This is a genomic window from Desulforamulus ruminis DSM 2154 (genome assembly GCF_000215085.1).
Taxonomy (GTDB): Bacteria; Bacillota; Desulfotomaculia; order Desulfotomaculales; family Desulfotomaculaceae; genus Desulfotomaculum; species Desulfotomaculum ruminis.
The window spans coordinates 33161-49616 of record NC_015589.1; the positions used below are offsets into that span (position 1 = coordinate 33161).

At 42.5% G+C, this 16456-nt stretch carries 20 protein-coding genes and 1 pseudogene; 13 read left to right on the top strand and 8 right to left on the bottom strand.

Annotated elements, in window-relative coordinates; genetic code table 11:
- Positions 1 to 76 precede the first annotated feature (76 nt).
- Positions 77 to 1054, top strand: a complete 978-nt coding sequence (locus DESRU_RS00175) for a D-alanyl-D-alanine carboxypeptidase family protein (protein ID WP_013840117.1) — start codon at positions 77 to 79, stop codon at positions 1052 to 1054.
- 151 nt (positions 1055 to 1205) lie between these two features.
- On the opposite strand, the gene DESRU_RS00180 is transcribed toward DESRU_RS00175, so the two are convergent.
- Positions 1206 to 1547 (bottom strand): DnaJ family domain-containing protein, encoded by a 342-nt coding sequence (locus tag DESRU_RS00180; RefSeq protein ID WP_013840118.1) that lies wholly within the window; start codon positions 1545 to 1547, stop codon positions 1206 to 1208.
- Between the two features lie 32 nt (positions 1548 to 1579).
- Positions 1580 to 2206 (bottom strand): TetR/AcrR family transcriptional regulator, encoded by a 627-nt coding sequence (locus DESRU_RS00185; protein WP_013840119.1) that lies wholly within the window; start codon positions 2204 to 2206, stop codon positions 1580 to 1582.
- A gap of 217 nt (positions 2207 to 2423) precedes the next feature.
- Here DESRU_RS00185 and DESRU_RS00190 point away from each other — a divergent pair, with 217 nt between their 5' ends.
- The 11 genes and pseudogenes from DESRU_RS00190 (at position 2424) to DESRU_RS00240 (ending at position 12372) form a co-directional block, all read left to right on the top strand.
- Entirely contained in the window at positions 2424 to 2840 is a 417-nt protein-coding gene (locus tag DESRU_RS00190) for a pyridoxamine 5'-phosphate oxidase family protein (RefSeq protein ID WP_013840120.1), read from the top strand.
- 395 nt (positions 2841 to 3235) lie between these two features.
- A pseudogene (locus DESRU_RS21675) lies at positions 3236 to 3367 on the top strand (D-alanine--(R)-lactate ligase); the annotation flags it as partial.
- 43 nt (positions 3368 to 3410) lie between these two features.
- Positions 3411 to 4283, top strand: a complete 873-nt coding sequence (locus DESRU_RS00200; RefSeq protein WP_013840121.1) for a carbohydrate ABC transporter permease — start codon at positions 3411 to 3413, stop codon at positions 4281 to 4283.
- 32 nt (positions 4284 to 4315) lie between these two features.
- Positions 4316 to 5200, top strand: coding sequence for a carbohydrate ABC transporter permease (locus DESRU_RS00205; protein ID WP_013840122.1), 885 nt, complete (start codon positions 4316 to 4318; stop codon positions 5198 to 5200).
- A 57-nt stretch (positions 5201 to 5257) separates the two neighbouring features.
- Positions 5258 to 6424 carry an efflux RND transporter periplasmic adaptor subunit gene (locus tag DESRU_RS00210; protein WP_013840123.1) on the top strand — a complete coding sequence of 389 codons (1167 nt, stop codon included), beginning with the start codon at positions 5258 to 5260 and terminating at the stop codon, positions 6422 to 6424.
- Complete coding sequence (locus DESRU_RS00215) at positions 6421 to 7863, top strand: ABC transporter permease (RefSeq protein ID WP_013840124.1); 1443 nt, start codon at positions 6421 to 6423, stop codon at positions 7861 to 7863. Before DESRU_RS00210 ends, DESRU_RS00215 begins: the two co-directional genes overlap by 4 nt.
- A complete protein-coding gene (locus DESRU_RS00220) occupies positions 7832 to 8947 on the top strand; it encodes an ABC transporter ATP-binding protein (protein WP_013840125.1) in 1116 nt (371 codons plus the stop codon). The genes DESRU_RS00215 and DESRU_RS00220 overlap by 32 nt, the downstream gene beginning before the upstream one ends.
- Before the next feature lie 63 nt (positions 8948 to 9010).
- Positions 9011 to 10387, top strand: coding sequence for an ABC transporter substrate-binding protein (locus tag DESRU_RS00225; protein ID WP_013840126.1), 1377 nt, complete (start codon positions 9011 to 9013; stop codon positions 10385 to 10387).
- Between the two features lie 274 nt (positions 10388 to 10661).
- Positions 10662 to 10814 carry a hypothetical protein gene (locus tag DESRU_RS20090; RefSeq protein WP_420794895.1) on the top strand — a complete coding sequence of 51 codons (153 nt, stop codon included), beginning with the start codon at positions 10662 to 10664 and terminating at the stop codon, positions 10812 to 10814.
- A gap of 264 nt (positions 10815 to 11078) precedes the next feature.
- Positions 11079 to 11267, top strand: a complete 189-nt coding sequence (locus tag DESRU_RS00235; protein ID WP_013840127.1) for a hypothetical protein — start codon at positions 11079 to 11081, stop codon at positions 11265 to 11267.
- 328 nt (positions 11268 to 11595) lie between these two features.
- A complete protein-coding gene (locus DESRU_RS00240; protein ID WP_041275243.1) occupies positions 11596 to 12372 on the top strand; it encodes an acyl-ACP thioesterase domain-containing protein in 777 nt (258 codons plus the stop codon).
- Here DESRU_RS00240 and DESRU_RS00245 read toward each other — a convergent pair.
- The 3 genes from DESRU_RS00245 to DESRU_RS00255 form a co-directional block, all read right to left on the bottom strand.
- On the bottom strand, positions 12362 to 12823 hold the full coding sequence (locus DESRU_RS00245) for a GNAT family N-acetyltransferase (protein WP_013840129.1): 462 nt from the start codon (positions 12821 to 12823) through the stop codon (positions 12362 to 12364). The genes DESRU_RS00240 and DESRU_RS00245 overlap by 11 nt on opposite strands.
- A gap of 22 nt (positions 12824 to 12845) precedes the next feature.
- Positions 12846 to 13337 carry a MarR family winged helix-turn-helix transcriptional regulator gene (locus tag DESRU_RS00250; protein WP_013840130.1) on the bottom strand — a complete coding sequence of 164 codons (492 nt, stop codon included), beginning with the start codon at positions 13335 to 13337 and terminating at the stop codon, positions 12846 to 12848.
- Between the two features lie 208 nt (positions 13338 to 13545).
- Positions 13546 to 14199 (bottom strand): YitT family protein, encoded by a 654-nt coding sequence (locus tag DESRU_RS00255; protein WP_013840131.1) that lies wholly within the window; start codon positions 14197 to 14199, stop codon positions 13546 to 13548.
- A 124-nt stretch (positions 14200 to 14323) separates the two neighbouring features.
- Here DESRU_RS00255 and DESRU_RS00260 point away from each other — a divergent pair, with 124 nt between their 5' ends.
- Complete coding sequence (locus DESRU_RS00260) at positions 14324 to 15127, top strand: MerR family transcriptional regulator (RefSeq protein ID WP_013840132.1); 804 nt, start codon at positions 14324 to 14326, stop codon at positions 15125 to 15127.
- Positions 15128 to 15308: 181 nt separating this feature from the next.
- Here the strand turns inward: DESRU_RS00260 and DESRU_RS00265 are convergent, their stop codons facing one another.
- The 3 genes from DESRU_RS00265 to DESRU_RS19655 all read right to left on the bottom strand — a co-directional run bounded on the left by DESRU_RS00265 (position 15309) and on the right by DESRU_RS19655 (position 16420).
- Positions 15309 to 15533, bottom strand: a complete 225-nt coding sequence (locus DESRU_RS00265) for a hypothetical protein (protein WP_041275244.1) — start codon at positions 15531 to 15533, stop codon at positions 15309 to 15311.
- A gap of 155 nt (positions 15534 to 15688) precedes the next feature.
- Positions 15689 to 15832: a helix-turn-helix domain-containing protein gene (locus DESRU_RS21680; RefSeq protein ID WP_081461960.1), complete on the bottom strand. Its 144-nt coding sequence runs from the start codon at positions 15830 to 15832 to the stop codon at positions 15689 to 15691.
- A gap of 168 nt (positions 15833 to 16000) precedes the next feature.
- Positions 16001 to 16420, bottom strand: a complete 420-nt coding sequence (locus DESRU_RS19655; protein ID WP_187290598.1) for a hypothetical protein — start codon at positions 16418 to 16420, stop codon at positions 16001 to 16003.
- Between the last annotated feature and the right edge of the window lie 36 nt (positions 16421 to 16456).

Here is a 16456-nt window from a genome sequence, read left to right on the forward strand (position 1 = left end):
ATAAGATGGAATTCCAACATAGCTCTTTGTTCTGTGGTTGAATAATTTCAGCACAGAATAAGGAGCTGTTTTTATTATGGCGCGAAAAGTAAAAAGGAAAAAGTCAAAAACACGGATATTACTGTCATTCCTGCTGATGGTTGTCATAGCTGTCTTTGCATGTAAATACATCATTACCTCTGTCGCCCAGCATTTATTTGAGAAATACGTTGAGGATAGAACCACGTCGGTACCCTCATTGGAAATAGGGCATGACTCCGCTGTCGCTATATCGCCAGACAGGCTGAACAGTCCTCACGCGATTCTGATCCGGTTAAAAGATCATACCATCCTGATGCAAAAAAACAGCGAAGAAAAAATCTACCCTGCTTCTTTGACTAAAATGATGACAACCATTGTTGTAATAGAAAATTTACCTGATCTGAAGGAAGAAATCAAACTTAGCAATTCTACGTTTCAGGGGCTGTACCAAGCAGATGCATCAATGGCCGGTTTCCAGCCCGGTGAGCAGGTAAGGGCAATCGATCTGTTATACGGAGCAATGCTGCCGAGCGGCGCGGAGTGCTGTATTGGACTTGCTGACCAGATTGCTGTATCAGAACAGAATTTTGTAAAATTAATGAATCAAAAGGCGGCAGATCTTGGTATGGACAATACTCATTTTGAAAATGCCACCGGACTTCACAATGTAAACCACTACACAACAGTCAAAGATCTGGCTATTCTTCTAAGCTATGCTATGCAAAATGATACTTTCAGGGAGATTTTTACTTCATCCCGTCATTCCACACAACCTACGAATAAGCACCCTGGCGGGATAACCTTTTACAATACCATGTTTGAAGACCTCAACCATCAAAACATCACTGGTGGGGAAATGCTAGGAGGGAAAACCGGATATACCGATGAGGCCGGGCTATGTCTCGCCAGTCTCGCCAAAGTGGGCAAACAGGAATATATTCTGATTTCAGCCGGTGCAGAGGGAAATCACAAATCCGAACAATACAATATTACCGATGCATTAGCTGTATACAACAGCATAAGAAAAGAATAAATTGTTCATAAGAATTTATTAAGATTTGATAAGCTAAAATTCCAACACCGCCTAAAGGGGTCTTGGACATGAAAAGAAAAAGAATTAATTTTTACTTAATATGGGTAACGGGAAGTTTCGCTGGTTCTATGTTTGTTTTCTTGTAAGAAGATCAGCGGTTATAAAAACCAAGCCGCGCCTCTTTTTGAATCTCATATTTCCAATTCAATTCTGCCAGTTTGCTCTGGAGGATTTGCTTTTCGCTATCTGATTTGCATTCTTCCAGCCTTTGTTTAAGGCCTTCAATTTCTTTAAGTATAATAATCTCTATTGGGAGTTGTCCTGACGCAGCCATTAACGCGGCCACAAGCCGATTGATCATTCTATCCTCTTTTGTTTCCAATGGATTGAGATTTTTTAACTCTATAGGCTTGCCTTCTCCGGGTAAATTTTTGAGTTCGCCCCGCTCGATGGCTTGCTTGATTAGCATCTCAATGGTTAAGGTTAAACCCATTTCAAACACCGCCTTTATTTGTATAGAGAGAATTAAGTGCTTTTGCTGTAAAAAGATTTTCTGAGTATGTCCAGGTAGGTATCAAAGTCTGCCAGGTATTGATCGTAAGGGATTTGGGTTAACGGCATTCCTTTGATTTCTTTGTACATTTCTTTTTCATAGCCTTCAACGGCCCAGATAATAAGCCGGTTGGCCTTTTTAGCATCAATACCTTCTCTAAATCTTGACTCATCAAGATTCTGATACAGTTTGAGCGAGTTTATTGCTAGAAAGTTCTGTTTTCTTTGATCTAATTCCGCTTTGACCGCTTCTGAGTCGGTGAAAACTATAACCCAAAAGAAATCGAATACATAGGGGTGCTTATGCATTATTTCCATTTTAAGTAGTGTAATCTGGCGACATCTTTCTAAAATGTCGCTTTCCAACATATTGGCGACATCTACCACTTCAGTCTTGAGAATCTCCAGGCTATAATCGCATAGGTATAAAAAGAGCTCCTTTTTAGTATTGATGTAGTGAAACAATAAGCCCTTGGAAACGCCGGATTCCCTGGCAATTGCATTAGTTGAAGCATCATCAAAACCTTTTAATGCGAATTCCTTTAATGCGGCATTTATGATGGTTTGTTGCCTGCCAGGTTCTAAGTTTAATAACTTCATAGTTTCTCCTCTTTAGTCTGAATATTATTGACCAACCAGGTAAATCAAATTATAATTTGATTTACCTGGTTGGTCAATATGCCTTGGAACGCTAATCCGAGGTCACCTGATGGCAGATAGCAGTTTTAATGCAGGAAAAGAGCAACCCCTTGAACTTTAATATTATCTGCGAAAATGCAACTAATAAGAAGTAACGAATATCGGAGGAGGATAAACGATGGCAAATTCTGTATGGCAGCAAGTACTGGGAATTTTAAACGACTCATCTATTGTAGGATATTTAGCTACAGTTGATGATGGAAAGCCCAGGGTTAGACCATTTGGATTTATGTTTGAAGAAAATGGGCGGCTATATTTCTGTACTTCAAGTATCAAAGATGTTTATAAACAGATTACGAAGGTTCCTTATATTGAATACTCAAAAACAACTAAGGAAATGGTGTGGACCAGGGTTAGCGGAGAAATCAAGTTTGACGATGATATTACAAAGAAGGAAAGGCTCTTTGAGCAGATACCTGAATTGAAAATACCCTTCCAAACACCAGACAATCCTAGTTTTAAGGTTTTTTATCTAGAGCATGGTTCAGCCATCCTGGACGATTTCACCCAAGAACGAAGGACATGTGAGTTTTAGACGGCGCAAGAAATTTACGGTCTGTCATATAGGTTAGAAGATACCCCTCAATAGTCGCTGTATTTCGTTATCTACATCGTGGACAAATTCGTCTTGGCATACGTTATACCTCCAAAGAAATATCCTTCGATTTTCAACTTCCATGTGTATTAGCTGTATACAACAGTATAGGAAAATAATAAGGCCTTCATAAGAATTTATTAAGATTTTGATAAGTTAAAATTCCAATTTAGCCTGTCTTAATTCGATAAGATGAAATTGTCGAATCAGACGGGCTTTTATATTCCTGAAAGGGGGTCTCGGACATGAAAAGAAAAGGAATGATTCAGATGTTTCCATTCTTACTGCCGATCCGCAGGATACAAAGAAAAATATTCTTCGATGCTACGAAGCACTTTGATTACACGGAAAAATATACCCCGAAAACCTCCAGAATCCATATGCCTGCCCGCATTGATCCTGATACGGCCGAGCGTATTAAACAGACGGCTTCCGTGGTTTACCGGGCGCTCGATTGCTCGGGATTTCGATTAAGCCTTTGCTTGGGCCATCACGATTAGAGTGGTAAAGATGAAAACCGGAAAATTAAAAACGAATAACGGCTGCCTGGCCTGGCTTTTCCTCGGGCCCAGCCTGCTGGGTTTTTCTCTTTTTTATTTGCTCCCGTTTGTCACCGGCTTTTATTATTCCCTGGTGGACAGTCCCCTTAACGGTACTTTTGTCGGATTACATAATTACGGCGTTTTGTTAAAAAACCCGAGCTTTTTATCAGCTCTGGCGAATACAGCCAAGTTTACTTTAATCTGTGTACCTCTTAATATGATTCTCTCCCTGGGAGTGGCCTTGTTATTGGACCAAAGAATCCAGGGCCGGAACCTGTTTCGCACCATCATGATCACTCCTTTGGTGGTACCCGTAGCCTCGGTTGTTTTGGTCTGGCAGGCCTTCTTTGATTTAAACGGCGTTTTAAATTCCCTGATCCATGCCCTGGGTTACCCGTCCGTGGACTGGATGAAAACCAAGTGGTCCAGGATGGTAGTGCTGGTGATTTATCTATGGAAAAACATTGGTTACAGCGTAATCCTGTTTCTGGCCGGATTACAAAATATACCGGCTGAATACTACGAAGCGGCCAGGATCGACGGGGCCAGCCGCCGGCAGGAGTTTTTCCGAATAACCCTGGTTTATTTGACCCCCACGACTTTTTTTGTTTTTGTTATCTCGATTATCAATTCATTTAAAGTGTTTCGGGAGACGTATCTTATCTCCGGAGAATATCCCCATAACAGCATCTATATGCTGCAGCACTACATGAACAATATGTTCATGGCTCTGGATTACCAAAAATTGACTTCCGCGGCCTTCATTATGGCTGCCTTTATCGTGGTCGTCGTTTTACTGCTTTTTATCGTGGAGAGAAAGATCACCAACAGGATTAATTAACAAACTTAGAACCGGCGAGAGAGGTGTGTGTGTTGAATCGCAACCACCGAATAAAAAATATACTCCATATCACAGTTTTACTGGTACTGGCTGTCCTATTCATGTTTCCCCTGGCTGTAACCGTCACCAATTCATTGATGAGTGAACAGGAAATTGCCGATAATTATGACCCGGTGACGGACAAAAATTTAAGCAGCTATAACGATGACACCGCGAATCACTTCGCCCGGTTCCAGCTTATACCCGACGTGGTGGTGCTGAAGCAGTATTATAACGTACTCATTAAAAAGACCCAGTTTCTTTTCATGTTCTGGAATTCCGTGCTGATTACCTTCCCTATCGTCATTGGGCAAACGATTGTTGCAACCCTGGCGGCCTATGCCTTTGCCAAACTAAAGTTTAGGGGCAGGAATCTTTTGTTTATTTTGTATATCATTGTAATGCTGATGCCATTCCAGGTAACCCTTGTGCCCAATTATTTAATGGCCGGCCAACTGGGCCTGCTGAATAGCCACTGGTCCATTATCTTTCCCGGCATCTTCAGCACCTTTGGCGTATTCCTTTTAAAACAGTATATGGAGCAAATACCGGACTCCTATATTGAAGCAGCCCGGGTGGACGGAGCCAACCAGCTCCAGATTTTCCTCAAAATCATCCTGCCCATGTCCAGGGCCGGCATAGCAGCCATGACCATCCTTGTTTTTATTGATAATTGGAACATGGTCGAACAGCCGTTGATTTTTTTACAAAATGCGGCCAAACAGCCTCTTTCTCTCTATCTTTCCAGAATCGTCGACGGTGAAAAAGGATTGGCCTTTGCCGCATCCACTTTGTATATGCTGCCGGTGCTGCTGAACTTTCTTTACGCCGAAAAATACTTGCTGGAAGGGATCCGGCTTTCTGGAATCAAAGGCTGAGCAACCAGGGCGTTGCTTTTTGTGTCGCTGCACCAGGTCAGAAAGGGAGACAGAAAATTGCAGAATCAAGCAATTGCGGATGATGCGCAAAGAAAAAAAGTGATCGGAAAGCTGAGCCTGCTGTTCCTAATGGCGATGATCGGGTTAACTTTCTTCTCCAATACCATCAATAACTTTGCTCTGCCCAGGGTCCAAACGGTCCGGCCGACGAACGGAGCGTTAATCAAAGAAATATTCGGTGAAGGGACGGTCGAGGTCAAATCAATCCGGGAGGAATACGCAGACGCCAATTTGCGAGTAAAGGAGGTCATGGTGGAGCAGGGGGACAGGGTTAGCAAAGGCCAGCCCATCATCAGCCTGGACGTGAACGAACTGAAGTCCAATTATCAGGATGAACAGGCCCGCTACCAGCAGTTACAACTATCCCTGGCCGGGGCCCGGGAAGAGCAGGCGCAAAAACAAAGGGATTACGATAACCTGAAGTACCTGTTTGATCATGAAGCCGAAACGGCGGTAAACCTGCAAAATGCCGAAAAGAACCTGGCGGACGCGCAAAGAAACTGTGAGGACATTCAGCTTAATCTGGAAATACAGGCCAGAAAGATGGATACCCTGGCCAAACAGGTGGCAAACAACGGCGTGTATACAGCGCCTGTGGACGGCATGATCACAGAACTAAATTTTCCCGAAGGATCTATCACCAATAACTCCTTGCCCCTATTTAAATTGGCTGATCTACAACAGGGGTTCCGGCTGATCGTGCCAATTGACAATGATTTGGTTGATTACGTCAAACCCGGAGATAGGGTGAGTGTTAATATTCTCTCCCTGGGGGATAAAAAAACCGAGGGGAAAATTGACAAGATCGTGGAAAACAGCCTGCACAACGGGGATAAGAAGGATTTGTGGATCGACGTGTCTCTGGAAGGCCTGACAGGCGGCGAAAAGGGAGAAATTTATTTAAGCAAAAAAACAAAGCCTTACGCCATCCTCGTACCGAACAGTGCGGTTTATAACGACAGCAGCGGCTCCTACCCCTTCGTTCTGGAATCAAGAAAAGGGCCTTTAGGTACGGAGAACTATTTGCAAAAGGTCGAAGTAAATGTGGAAGACAGCGATAATGAAAAGTCGGCTCTCACAGATAGTGTGATGGGCGAAGTGCTGAGGCAAAGCAATAAACCGGTGGAGGACGGGGATAGAGTTCTGAAGGAGGCGGCAAATTGAAACCGGCCAAATCAGCCTATCCGGCCTATCTTATGCTGGCCCTGGGTCTATTGGTTTTAACCTGGAGCACCGTCCTGGGGTCATCCCTGCCCGCTAAATTGGCGGATCTTGGCGGCCTGCACAAAACCAACAAAATTACCGCCACCTGGCTAAGCAACGCCAATCAGCCGGAAGAAGGCTCTTTTTCCCTGAAAGATATGAGGCAGCTTACCCAATACAACCTCCGGGACTACGATCTGGCTTACGCCATGGAGGCTTCAACTTCTGCCGCCTATCAAAAGAACCAGAGTCAAGCTCAGGTGCTGGGGGTGAATGACAGGTACGATCAATTCCATCATATAAACCTGCGATCAGGCTGTTTTTTAACTTTCGAACAGGAAAACCAGCAGGTCGCCGTAATTGATGAAGGTCTGGCTCAGGCTCTTTTTCAAAACTGCAATGTGGTAGGCCGGAAAATAGAACTGTATGGCCGGGAATTTAAAATAACCGGGGTGGCCTGGACTGACCATTCCCTGATCGGGACTCTGACGGACAGGGGATACGGCACAGTGTACATACCGGTGAAAATACTGTTGGAACTGAAAGCGGATTCCCGAATAACCTCATTGGAAGTGGAAACAAGGGATGCCGGCACCACAGGCCTCAACGCCGCCGTTTTAGAAACAGCCCTGGCGTCAATTGGCCAGGACCCCGCCAACTACAAAATCATCGATTATAACGTGGCGGGTCTCCTGATGGAACAAGAGAACCTGCTGCGCAATTTCGTGGCGGGGACGGTGACCATGGTGATGGTTTTCAGCTTGCTCAGTCGAAAAATAAGGGGTATTTATCATTTCTGCCGCCTGAGACTCCGGGATAAATATTGGTCGGAGATGATCAAGGGGGACGCCGCCAGGCTTGTGCTTAGTATGGCGGAGGTATTAGCGCTTGTTGCGGTGTTGCTGCTGCTATGGAAATTAATCCGATTTACTTTATATATTCCGCCGGAAAACATCCCCAATGAACTGATTGATGTTTCATTTTGGGCCGACCTCATTAAAAAGGGGATTCAAACCAGGATGCAAAGCGCCGGATATGCAGCGCCGCCCGGAGAAATTCAGTTGAATATCCTTAATACCATTCAGAACTGGAACTTGTTTTTAAACCTCTTTCTGGGTTGGCCGCTGTTCTTGCTAGGGCTTTACCAGATCAAGCTGTTGCAGGAAAAACTGTTCAAAGTTGAAGTTTTCTGTGTCGTTTTCATGCTGACCGCCTTAAGTCTGGGCACCGCCTTGCTGTGGATCATAAAAATGCCTCCGGTCATAGAGACCGGGGAGGTGTTGCTGGTATTCAGCTCTGTATTTTTAACTGTGGTTACCAAAATAAATAAGGGGACAGGAATGTCCCCAACGAATAGGAGGGCGGCGGATGGCGAGTTTATATCTGAAAAATCTAGCTAAGACCTACCCCGGCGGAGTTACGGCAGTCAGGGATTTCTCTCTGGAAATAAAGGATCAAGAATTCTTAATCCTGGTAGGTCCCTCCGGCTGTGGCAAAACAACCGTTTTAAGGATGATTGCCGGGCTGGAGGAAATTTCAGCCGGTGAATTATATATTGACGACCGGCCGGTTAATGACGTGGCTGCCAAGGACCGGAATATCGCCATGGTTTTTCAAAATTATGCTCTTTATCCCCATCTATCGGTCTATGACAATATGGCTTTTGGACTTACGTTGAGAAAGATGCCCAAGGCTGAAATCAGGAAAAATGTGCAGGAAGCGGCCAGAATTCTGGCCCTTGAAGATCTTCTAGAACGCAAACCCAAGGAACTTTCCGGCGGGCAAAGGCAAAGGGTGGCCCTGGGACGGGCCATTGTCAGGAAACCCGAGGTTTTCCTGATGGATGAGCCTCTGTCCAACCTGGATGCGCAGTTGAGAACCCAGATGAGAATAGAAATTGCCAAGCTCCATAAAAATCTGCAAACAACCTTTGTTTATGTAACCCATGATCAAACCGAAGCCATGACCATGGGCACCAGAATCGTGGTGATGAAGGACGGCCTGATCCAGCAAATTGACAGCCCGCAATCCATCTATGACCACCCGGTCAATATGTTTGTGGCCGGTTTTCTCGGCAGCCCCGGGATGAACTTTCTGGAAGTTTTAATGATCGAGCAAAAGGGCTGTATTTTTGCCAAACTGGCCGACGCCCTGCTGCTTGTTCCTGCTGCCGGGGGACAAACGTTAAAAGAGCAGGGGTATCTGGACCGGAAAGTGGTTCTGGGGATCAGAGCGGAGCATCTCTGCGGCAGCGGAGATTTTTTGGACCGCCATCCCGAGTGTGCTTTGCGCGGGAGGCTGGAGTTTAGCGAATTGAGAGGGGCTGAAACTTACCATTATGTAAGGATAGACGGCAGGGAGGTGGTTGTCAGGGTGAGTCCGGAGCTGCGCGCCGAAACCGGACAGGAAGTCAGGGTGGGTTTTAATATGTCTAAGGCCCATTTTTTCGATCAAGAAAGTGGGGTGAACATCATTAGACAGTAGTCAAGTCAGAATATCTTTTTGGGTTTAAATTCCTACTGAATACTTAAAGAAAAGGGTGTTTTGATGATCAAAAACAAATGCGGAGTTGTCTTAAGCCTGGTTCTGGTCCTCGGCATGGTATTTACCGCCGGCTGCGGCAATACTCGGGCTGCCGGGGAAGATAATAATCCTGATTCCCTGACCATTGCGGTGGTGATCAAAGATATGTACCTGGATACGGCAGTAAAAAAGTTTGAGGAACTTCATCCCGGCGTTCGTGTGGAAGTGAAAGAATACACCTCCAGTACTTCGGAAAAAGGTGAAGGTGTTAGGGCGGCAGATCCCGGCGATATTGAAAAATATGTCACGGCTATGAATACCCAGCTCATGTCCGGTCAGGGCAGCGATATCATTTTATTAAACAACCTGCCTTATCAGACCTATGCGGATAAGAATCTTTTAGTTGACTTGGGCGGGCTGATGCAGTCGGATCAAAGCTTTGACAGCAACAAATACTACCAAAATATTTTCGAGGCTTTAGAATATAAAGATAAACTCTATGGGCTGCCGGTTAATATCGGTATTGATATGATTGCCGCCGATAGAACCTTACTGGCTGATTCCCAGGCGCTAATCGACGATAGCATCTGGGATTGGAACGATTTTGTCAAGACGGCGGAAAAGGTCATGAACGACAAGCAAAACGGGGGAACCCAGGAGATGTATGCCTTGGCCGGGATGGATGAAAAAAGACTGATTGCGACTCTGGTTAAAGAGAACTATGACAAACTGGTCGATCCGGAGAAGAAGACGGCCAATTTTACCGGCCAAGAATTTCTTGATTTACTGAACCTGAGTAAATATCTGATTGACCACAAACTGGTTAATACGGATACAGCTCAGACCAACATTATGGACATGGCCGCCCGGGGTAAACTTGTTTTTAATTTCACTTCTCTTAGAGGGTTTTGGGACCTGCAAGTGGCCAAGGCGATTTTCAGCGAGGGTGTTCAGCTCTTAAAGCCCCCCGGAAACGTGTTCTTTTCCACGGACTCCATGTATGGGATCAGCAGTAAATCAGCCAATCAAGAGCTGGCCTGGGAATTTTTAAAATTTTTGGTCTCTGATGATATGATGACTCAGGGAGGAATGCCGATTAATAAGAGTGTGCTTCCCCAGATTGCCCGGAATTTCACCCAGGCTATACAAAAAAATGGTGGGGTAATGAGAATTAAGGACGACGGCATTCCAGCTCAATCGATAACACTGCAGCCCCCCACCCAGGAGGATGTCGAGTATATGGAAAACCTGCTGAGTCAAGCGAAGGTCTACATCGGAACGGACCAGAAGATTATTTCCATTGTTCAGGAGGAAACCGCGGCCTTTCTTACAGGACAGAAGACAGCGGAGGCGACTGCCCAATTGATTCAGGACAGGGTGAGCACTTACTTAAATGAATAATCGCAAAAGTTTTTAAGAGTACCGAGCCTAGATTGGGGAAGTCAGCCAGCCTGGATATGGCCATATTTATTCTTTAGATTTTAGATAGAATTTGCTTTTTAATACAGTGTTACTGATGCATTGGCAGTATACAACAGCTTAGGAAAAGAATAAGTTCTTCATAAGAATTTATTAAGATTTTGATAAGTTGAATTCCAACACCGCCTGCCTGATTTCGATAAGATGAAATTGTCGAATCGGACGGGCTTTAACATTCCGGAAAGGAGGCATGGACATGAAAAGGAAAAGAATTACTCAATTGTTTCCATTCTTACTGCCGATCCGCAGGGTACAAAGAAAAATAATCTTCTATACCAAGATGCACATGGACCGGAATCGCTATGCAAAAACAAAGGGTACAGAGCTTTTTGCCTTTTTGTATATATGAAACCAAATCGAAGCTTCTAAATGACAACACGGGCTTTGATATAAAATATCAGGAAAACAAGGTATTTATTCTCGTGAACTACCCTGTACGGCATTACGAGTTTTGCTGTATTTGCCGGTCAACAGTGGCAGTCGAATCCTGCGGAACCTGAACAGAAGTGTCTAATTTGCTTTCAGTTCTTGTTTGTTAGTACAATATTAATTGAACTTCGAATGATTTATATAATCCAACAGAGCAATAAATGAAAAATTGAGGTGAAATACTGTGGACAAATATACAAGCGAAGAATTAGAAGAAGCTCTACAAATTGTTTCTTCAGTTATCAGTAGATGTGAAAAAACACAGCCAAAATTTGTGGAGGGGACCTCTCAGCACACACTCCTTAAGAACAGGATAAAAGCAATGTATATTTCAAAAGCATTGATAACAGATGAAATTAGTAAAAGAGGTTAAATTCCGGTTTGTCGGTAAGATTATAAGCATAATTGGAAGTTGAATACTGACATCTTTTTGGCTGAAAATCCTTCCTGCGAAAGGGTTTTGGGCATTTTTTATGTTAAAAATAAACACCATTTTTTATGAATTCGGTGCTGTTTTTAAACTTTTAAAGTAAAGGAATTAACTATTGCCTATTTTGCAGCTAATAATTTATTGTTCCTGCTGTATTGAGTGCTTGTGGAGTAACCAGTAGTATTCTTCTTATTTCTAAAACACGATAAAATATTTCAAAATGGTGGTAAAATGAAGGGTGTAACCTATATATGTTTCGTATCTGTAGAATATGGTGAACGAAGGACATATCGAACTATTTGTCGGAAAGGATAAAATAATGGAGAGAGATTACATTTACGAGATTAATAATGAATTATCTGATTTGAACCAAAACAATATATTAAAACCTTATGGTTATCAGAAATTATTCGGTCAGGTTGTAGATTGGCATCTGAACAAAATAAATTTAAAAATGGATATGACAATGAAATATAATTTAGCATGGGCATTTGTTTCCCTTGCTATTGAGATTATTAAGCCAGTTGAAGGGATAACTAAAATGTATGCACAAACATGGCATTCCCAGCGTAAGGGACCTTTTTTTCGAAGGGAGTTTGTATTTAAGAATGAAAATGGCGAAATTCTTTTTCGTGGTGCTAGTTTTTCTATCTTACTAGATACGGACAAGAGAACAATTTATCGAAAAAAGGAACTTCCGTTTGTTGCACCTGAATTGGATGAGGATTTTACCATTGAAGCCAGCCCAACAATTAATATTAATTCAGAATTTAAAAAAGTAGATGAACGTAAAGTATATAATAGTTATATAGATTGTCTTGGGCATGTTAACAATATCCGCTATGGCGAGTTTGCCTATGATGCTTTTTCCGAGGCTGAATGTATAAATTTATGCAATTTAAAACGTATGGATTTATACTTTAGGTCCGAGTTAAAGAATAATGATATGCTTTCAATACTAAAAGTCTATGAAAATAGTAATATTATGATACAAGGATATAATAATACCAAATCTAATATTTCTTTTGATATAATATTTAAATTTTAAGCTCCATCATTATATCTGCCTCAATATATTTTTTAACATTTTGCTGAATTTCTTTAAAACCGAAGTATTTATATAAATGAATTGCCGCCTGTAAGACGTGATTGGTATATAGGATTATCTTCTTTGCTCCAGCTTGTTTTGCGGTTTGAATGCATTTTTCAATTAACTGTCTGCCGATTTTCCGACCTTGATATAATTCTGTAACAGCCAATTTTGCCACTTCGTAAGAACCCTCGTCAATTTTTATCAATGAAACCGTACCGACAATTTTACCATTAAACTTAGCAAAGAAAATATGCCCCCCACCCTCTATCACAGTTTCATTGGGCTTGTTCAAAATTCGTTCATCTTCAGGCTCTACAGAAACGTATTTCTCCAACCACTCGTATGAAAGTTCTTTCAAATTACTTTTATATTGATCTTGATATTCAATGATCTCAAGCATATCCATTTTTATATAATCTCCTATTATTTTAGTTGGTTTGTGATTTTTGCAGATTGTCTCCGTATTTGTGATATTGTCGCTTATCTCCTCTTTTAACTGCCTCCCAATCGGGCTCAATATTTTTTCTGATTTTACGCAATAATTTTAAAAGGATTTCAGCCTCTTCAGACGTAATACCCTTAAGTGCTATCTTGTTCGAATATTCTTCATCGTTCTTTAGCATTTCATAAATCTCCATGCCCATTTCTGTAGCATACAATTTAACATTTTTCTTGTTTTCCTGATTGCCGACTTTATTTATAAAGCCTGCAATTCTTAGTTTTTCAATGGCTCTAGAAGCCGTTGACCGATCAACTTTTAGCATATCCGATACTCTCTCTTGGATAATTCCGGGATTCTCGCAAATCCTAACTAGATAGATGTATTGGTTTTTGGCCAGGTTATAATCTTTAAACTCAATATTGGCAATGGACTCAAAGCATCGAGCAATCATGCCCACTTCTCTAAGAATTTCACTCATTACATTTACCTCACAATTGATTGGTGCAATACACTAATAATATACCCTAATTTTATTGCATTTGCAATAAAATTAGGGTTGTAATAGTCAGGCAGAGCTTTATAATTTTTACCGGCTTTCGTAATAAGAAATTTTTTATCGAAATTACTGGCTTAGTTTACTCCATCGCCAGTGCATTCATAATCGTATTGCCAGAAAGATAATCTTTCTAGTATTTTTCCAGCTTACGTTTACGACCGAGGTTTTGTACAAAATCCACCATTAAGGATGAAACAGTCACTGTCACCAGCGAAAAGGCAATACAACGAAGGGGTATATAGGAGAGCGACAGCAGCAGGACAGCGATATCTGTGGCAAGGTACGCATGGGCAATGCGGCAGCGGACCACCTTGGAGATTGTAAGGGCTAATGCATCATCACCACCGCTGGAACCTCCCTGTCTTATAACTAGTCCAACCCCGACACCTACCAATAGACCGCCCGCAAGCGCCGCGATTAGAGGATGGGCGGAGAGATCCGGCAGTATCGGCGGCAATTGCTCCCATAGTTTAAAGAAGCCCGCCAAGCTAAGCGTGGATACAATGGAGGCCTTGAGAAAGTTCCGGCCCAGATACTTAAACGCCAAGGCATAACAAAACGCGTCCAGGACCGGTGAGAGCAGGGATGGCGAGATGCCGAACCAGTGGTTGAGCAGCAGGATCATGCCCAGCACGCCACCCTCGGTAATGTTCGCCTGCTGGTGAATGTTGTACATAGCAAAAGATACAATCGCGGTTCCCAATAAAATGAACGTAATCTTTTCGGGCGCAAATAACCCTTTATTCCTTTCTGCAAAATCAGATAACCTCTTTTTTAATGGCATAGCAATATCGGCCTTCCCCGTTTTATGCAGTCAGTTTGACAACCTGCAATTCCATCCTAAACCCTGGTATAATACTAAAGTCAAGGGCTGGTTTTTCCTGTAAAAAGGGGTTGATGGGATAAGGATGAAAAATTATTATAAAATTAACGAAATTTCAAAGCTGTATGGTATCGGGGTCGATTCCTTACGGTATTATGAAAGAATCGGGATATTAAAGCCCCGCCGGGATGTAAACGGCTACAGGCTTTACAGCCTCAAAGACATTTATAAGCTGAACATCGTCCGGGACCTGCGTCAGTTGGACTTCTCCATGAAGCAAATTAAAGAGTATCTGGATCACCAAAGCATCGGCAATACACTGGTGCTGATGCAGGAAGAACAGGAATTGATCCAACGACAGTTGAAAAAGCTCCGCGCCAGGGAACAAACCATCCGGAAGCGAATGGAGACTCTAACCGCTGCAGCGCAAACCCCCATCGGCGTTTTTGCAGTCAAGACGTTTCCAGACCGCCCCTGCCTACAATTGAATACCCACATAACAAGGGACGAGGAAATGGACTTCGCCATCAAGAAGCTTCACCGGAAGCATGAAAACAAAATCCATGATTTTGGCAATCAGTCCATTGGCGCGTCTCTGTCTATTGAAGATTTAAATAAGGGAATATGGGGGGTGTTCCACTCCGTATTTTTTGTCCTGGAGCGGAAAACAAAAGAATACGACTTTATCCTTCCGGCAGGGCAGTACCTTTCCCTTTTTTATCGTGGGGACTACCGTCAAAGCCCCCACCGCATAAGGGAGGTTCTCTCTTATGCAAAAGAAACAGGTCGTTGTATTCTGGGCGATCCTTTTGAACTCTACGAAATTGATAATCGTGATACCATGCTGACGAAAGAATTCTTGACGGAAATTCAGGTTAGGGTTATATGATGAGAGGTATTTCTTGGGTTACCATTCAGGAAGCTGATAAAAAGCGAGGGATTACAAAAACTGACATCAATGGTCCCCGGGCAAATTAAGGTTCTCTGCCAACAAAACCAATAAAAACAGGCACTTGTCTAAAAACGGGTTCAAAATTTAAGGAGGTTGTTAAACCGAAATTAACAATGGTTTATGCTTTTGTCAAAACATCTCTGTTTTTAAATCCAAACAACCCAATCCCGGTTAATATAGCAGCAAGACAGAGCAGCCAAAACAGCGGCAGCAGCGGCAGATTGGTGATATCAAAGGTATAGTGAACATAAGCGAAGGGAGAAACACCCAGCAGTGACCAATCAATGATCTGTCCTTCCCAGGCCGGCTCCAATACAACATGTTGTATGATATTGATTATCATTTATCATTTATAATTGGGTTTTGCACTACCTGTGGGAGGTTTCTTTAAACCTGTGGAGGATTAAAAACTTTCCCATAAAAAAACAGTCCGTTAGCACTCAATAGGAGCACTAACAGACTGTTGGATATATTGAAAACTTCTAGCTTTTAAGGTCTTTAATAATCCATGGTCTTTATACTATTCAAATATTCACTGGGGTTACAACCAAACTTTTTACGAAAAGCTGTGGCAAAATTACTCATATTACTATATCCCAGTATAGATGCGGTTTTGCTGACATTCATGCGATCAATCTTCATAACCGAACCGCTTTCTCCATGCGCTGACTTCTAATTAAGCCGAAGATTGTAGTTCCAAATAATTTCCTGAAACCATTTTTTAACTTGGTTTCATTTATTCCTGCCTGAAGCGCCAGGCTTTTTATAGAAAAGGGGGTTTCCAGGTTATTTAGAACAATTCGCCGGACTTCATATAATGTCATAATCATTAAGATGAATGCCGACATTCTCCGGGTTATATCCGCTTATATGTTCTTGAAGAAACATGGAAACCAATTCGAGAATTTTGCCCTGCAAATAGATCTTTTTAGCAGTTCCTTTATAAGAGCAGCCGGCAATCTCATAGACACATTTTTGAACTGCCGGTGAAATAGGGCAGGGCTCTATCTTTCCACGATGATATTGTAAGACCTCTTCTATTACCTTTTGATCTTGAGACTCGGGAAAGTAGGTGTAAAGAGATTGCGGCGACATTCTAAGTTCCAGTGTATGATTTCTAATACCAGACTGTCTTTCGAGATATACTCTTGCATGTTCCAAATAGCAGATATTTCCTGATTCTTCTTTTACGTGATGCCGATTATTTTCACAATGGCAGAAAGCTTCCACTCAGGCAATAGTTCAATTCAAAAATGCTGTATGAGC

Bases quoted from the DNA above. Each gene is read 5' to 3' on its own strand.
- DESRU_RS00240 (WP_041275243.1), top strand. From the start codon at position 11,596: ATGGTGAACGAAGGACATATCGAACTATTTGTCGGAAAGGATAAAATA.
- DESRU_RS00185 (WP_013840119.1), bottom strand. From the start codon at position 2,206: ATGAAGTTATTAAACTTAGAACCTGGCAGGCAACAAACCATCATAAAT.
- DESRU_RS00190 (WP_013840120.1), top strand. From the start codon at position 2,424: ATGGCAAATTCTGTATGGCAGCAAGTACTGGGAATTTTAAACGACTCA.
- DESRU_RS21680 (WP_081461960.1), bottom strand. From the start codon at position 15,832: ATGAAGATTGATCGCATGAATGTCAGCAAAACCGCATCTATACTGGGA.
- DESRU_RS00180 (WP_013840118.1), bottom strand. From the start codon at position 1,547: ATGGGTTTAACCTTAACCATTGAGATGCTAATCAAGCAAGCCATCGAG.
- DESRU_RS00245 (WP_013840129.1), bottom strand. From the start codon at position 12,823: ATGGATATGCTTGAGATCATTGAATATCAAGATCAATATAAAAGTAAT.
- DESRU_RS00250 (WP_013840130.1), bottom strand. From the start codon at position 13,337: ATGAGTGAAATTCTTAGAGAAGTGGGCATGATTGCTCGATGCTTTGAG.
- DESRU_RS00255 (WP_013840131.1), bottom strand. From the start codon at position 14,199: ATGCCATTAAAAAAGAGGTTATCTGATTTTGCAGAAAGGAATAAAGGG.
- DESRU_RS00265 (WP_041275244.1), bottom strand. From the start codon at position 15,533: ATGATAATCAATATCATACAACATGTTGTATTGGAGCCGGCCTGGGAA.
- DESRU_RS00225 (WP_013840126.1), top strand. From the start codon at position 9,011: ATGATCAAAAACAAATGCGGAGTTGTCTTAAGCCTGGTTCTGGTCCTC.
- DESRU_RS00220 (WP_013840125.1), top strand. From the start codon at position 7,832: ATGGCGAGTTTATATCTGAAAAATCTAGCTAAGACCTACCCCGGCGGA.
- DESRU_RS00175 (WP_013840117.1), top strand. From the start codon at position 77: ATGGCGCGAAAAGTAAAAAGGAAAAAGTCAAAAACACGGATATTACTG.
- DESRU_RS00200 (WP_013840121.1), top strand. From the start codon at position 3,411: ATGAAAACCGGAAAATTAAAAACGAATAACGGCTGCCTGGCCTGGCTT.
- DESRU_RS20090 (WP_420794895.1), top strand. From the start codon at position 10,662: ATGAAAAGGAAAAGAATTACTCAATTGTTTCCATTCTTACTGCCGATC.
- DESRU_RS00260 (WP_013840132.1), top strand. From the start codon at position 14,324: ATGAAAAATTATTATAAAATTAACGAAATTTCAAAGCTGTATGGTATC.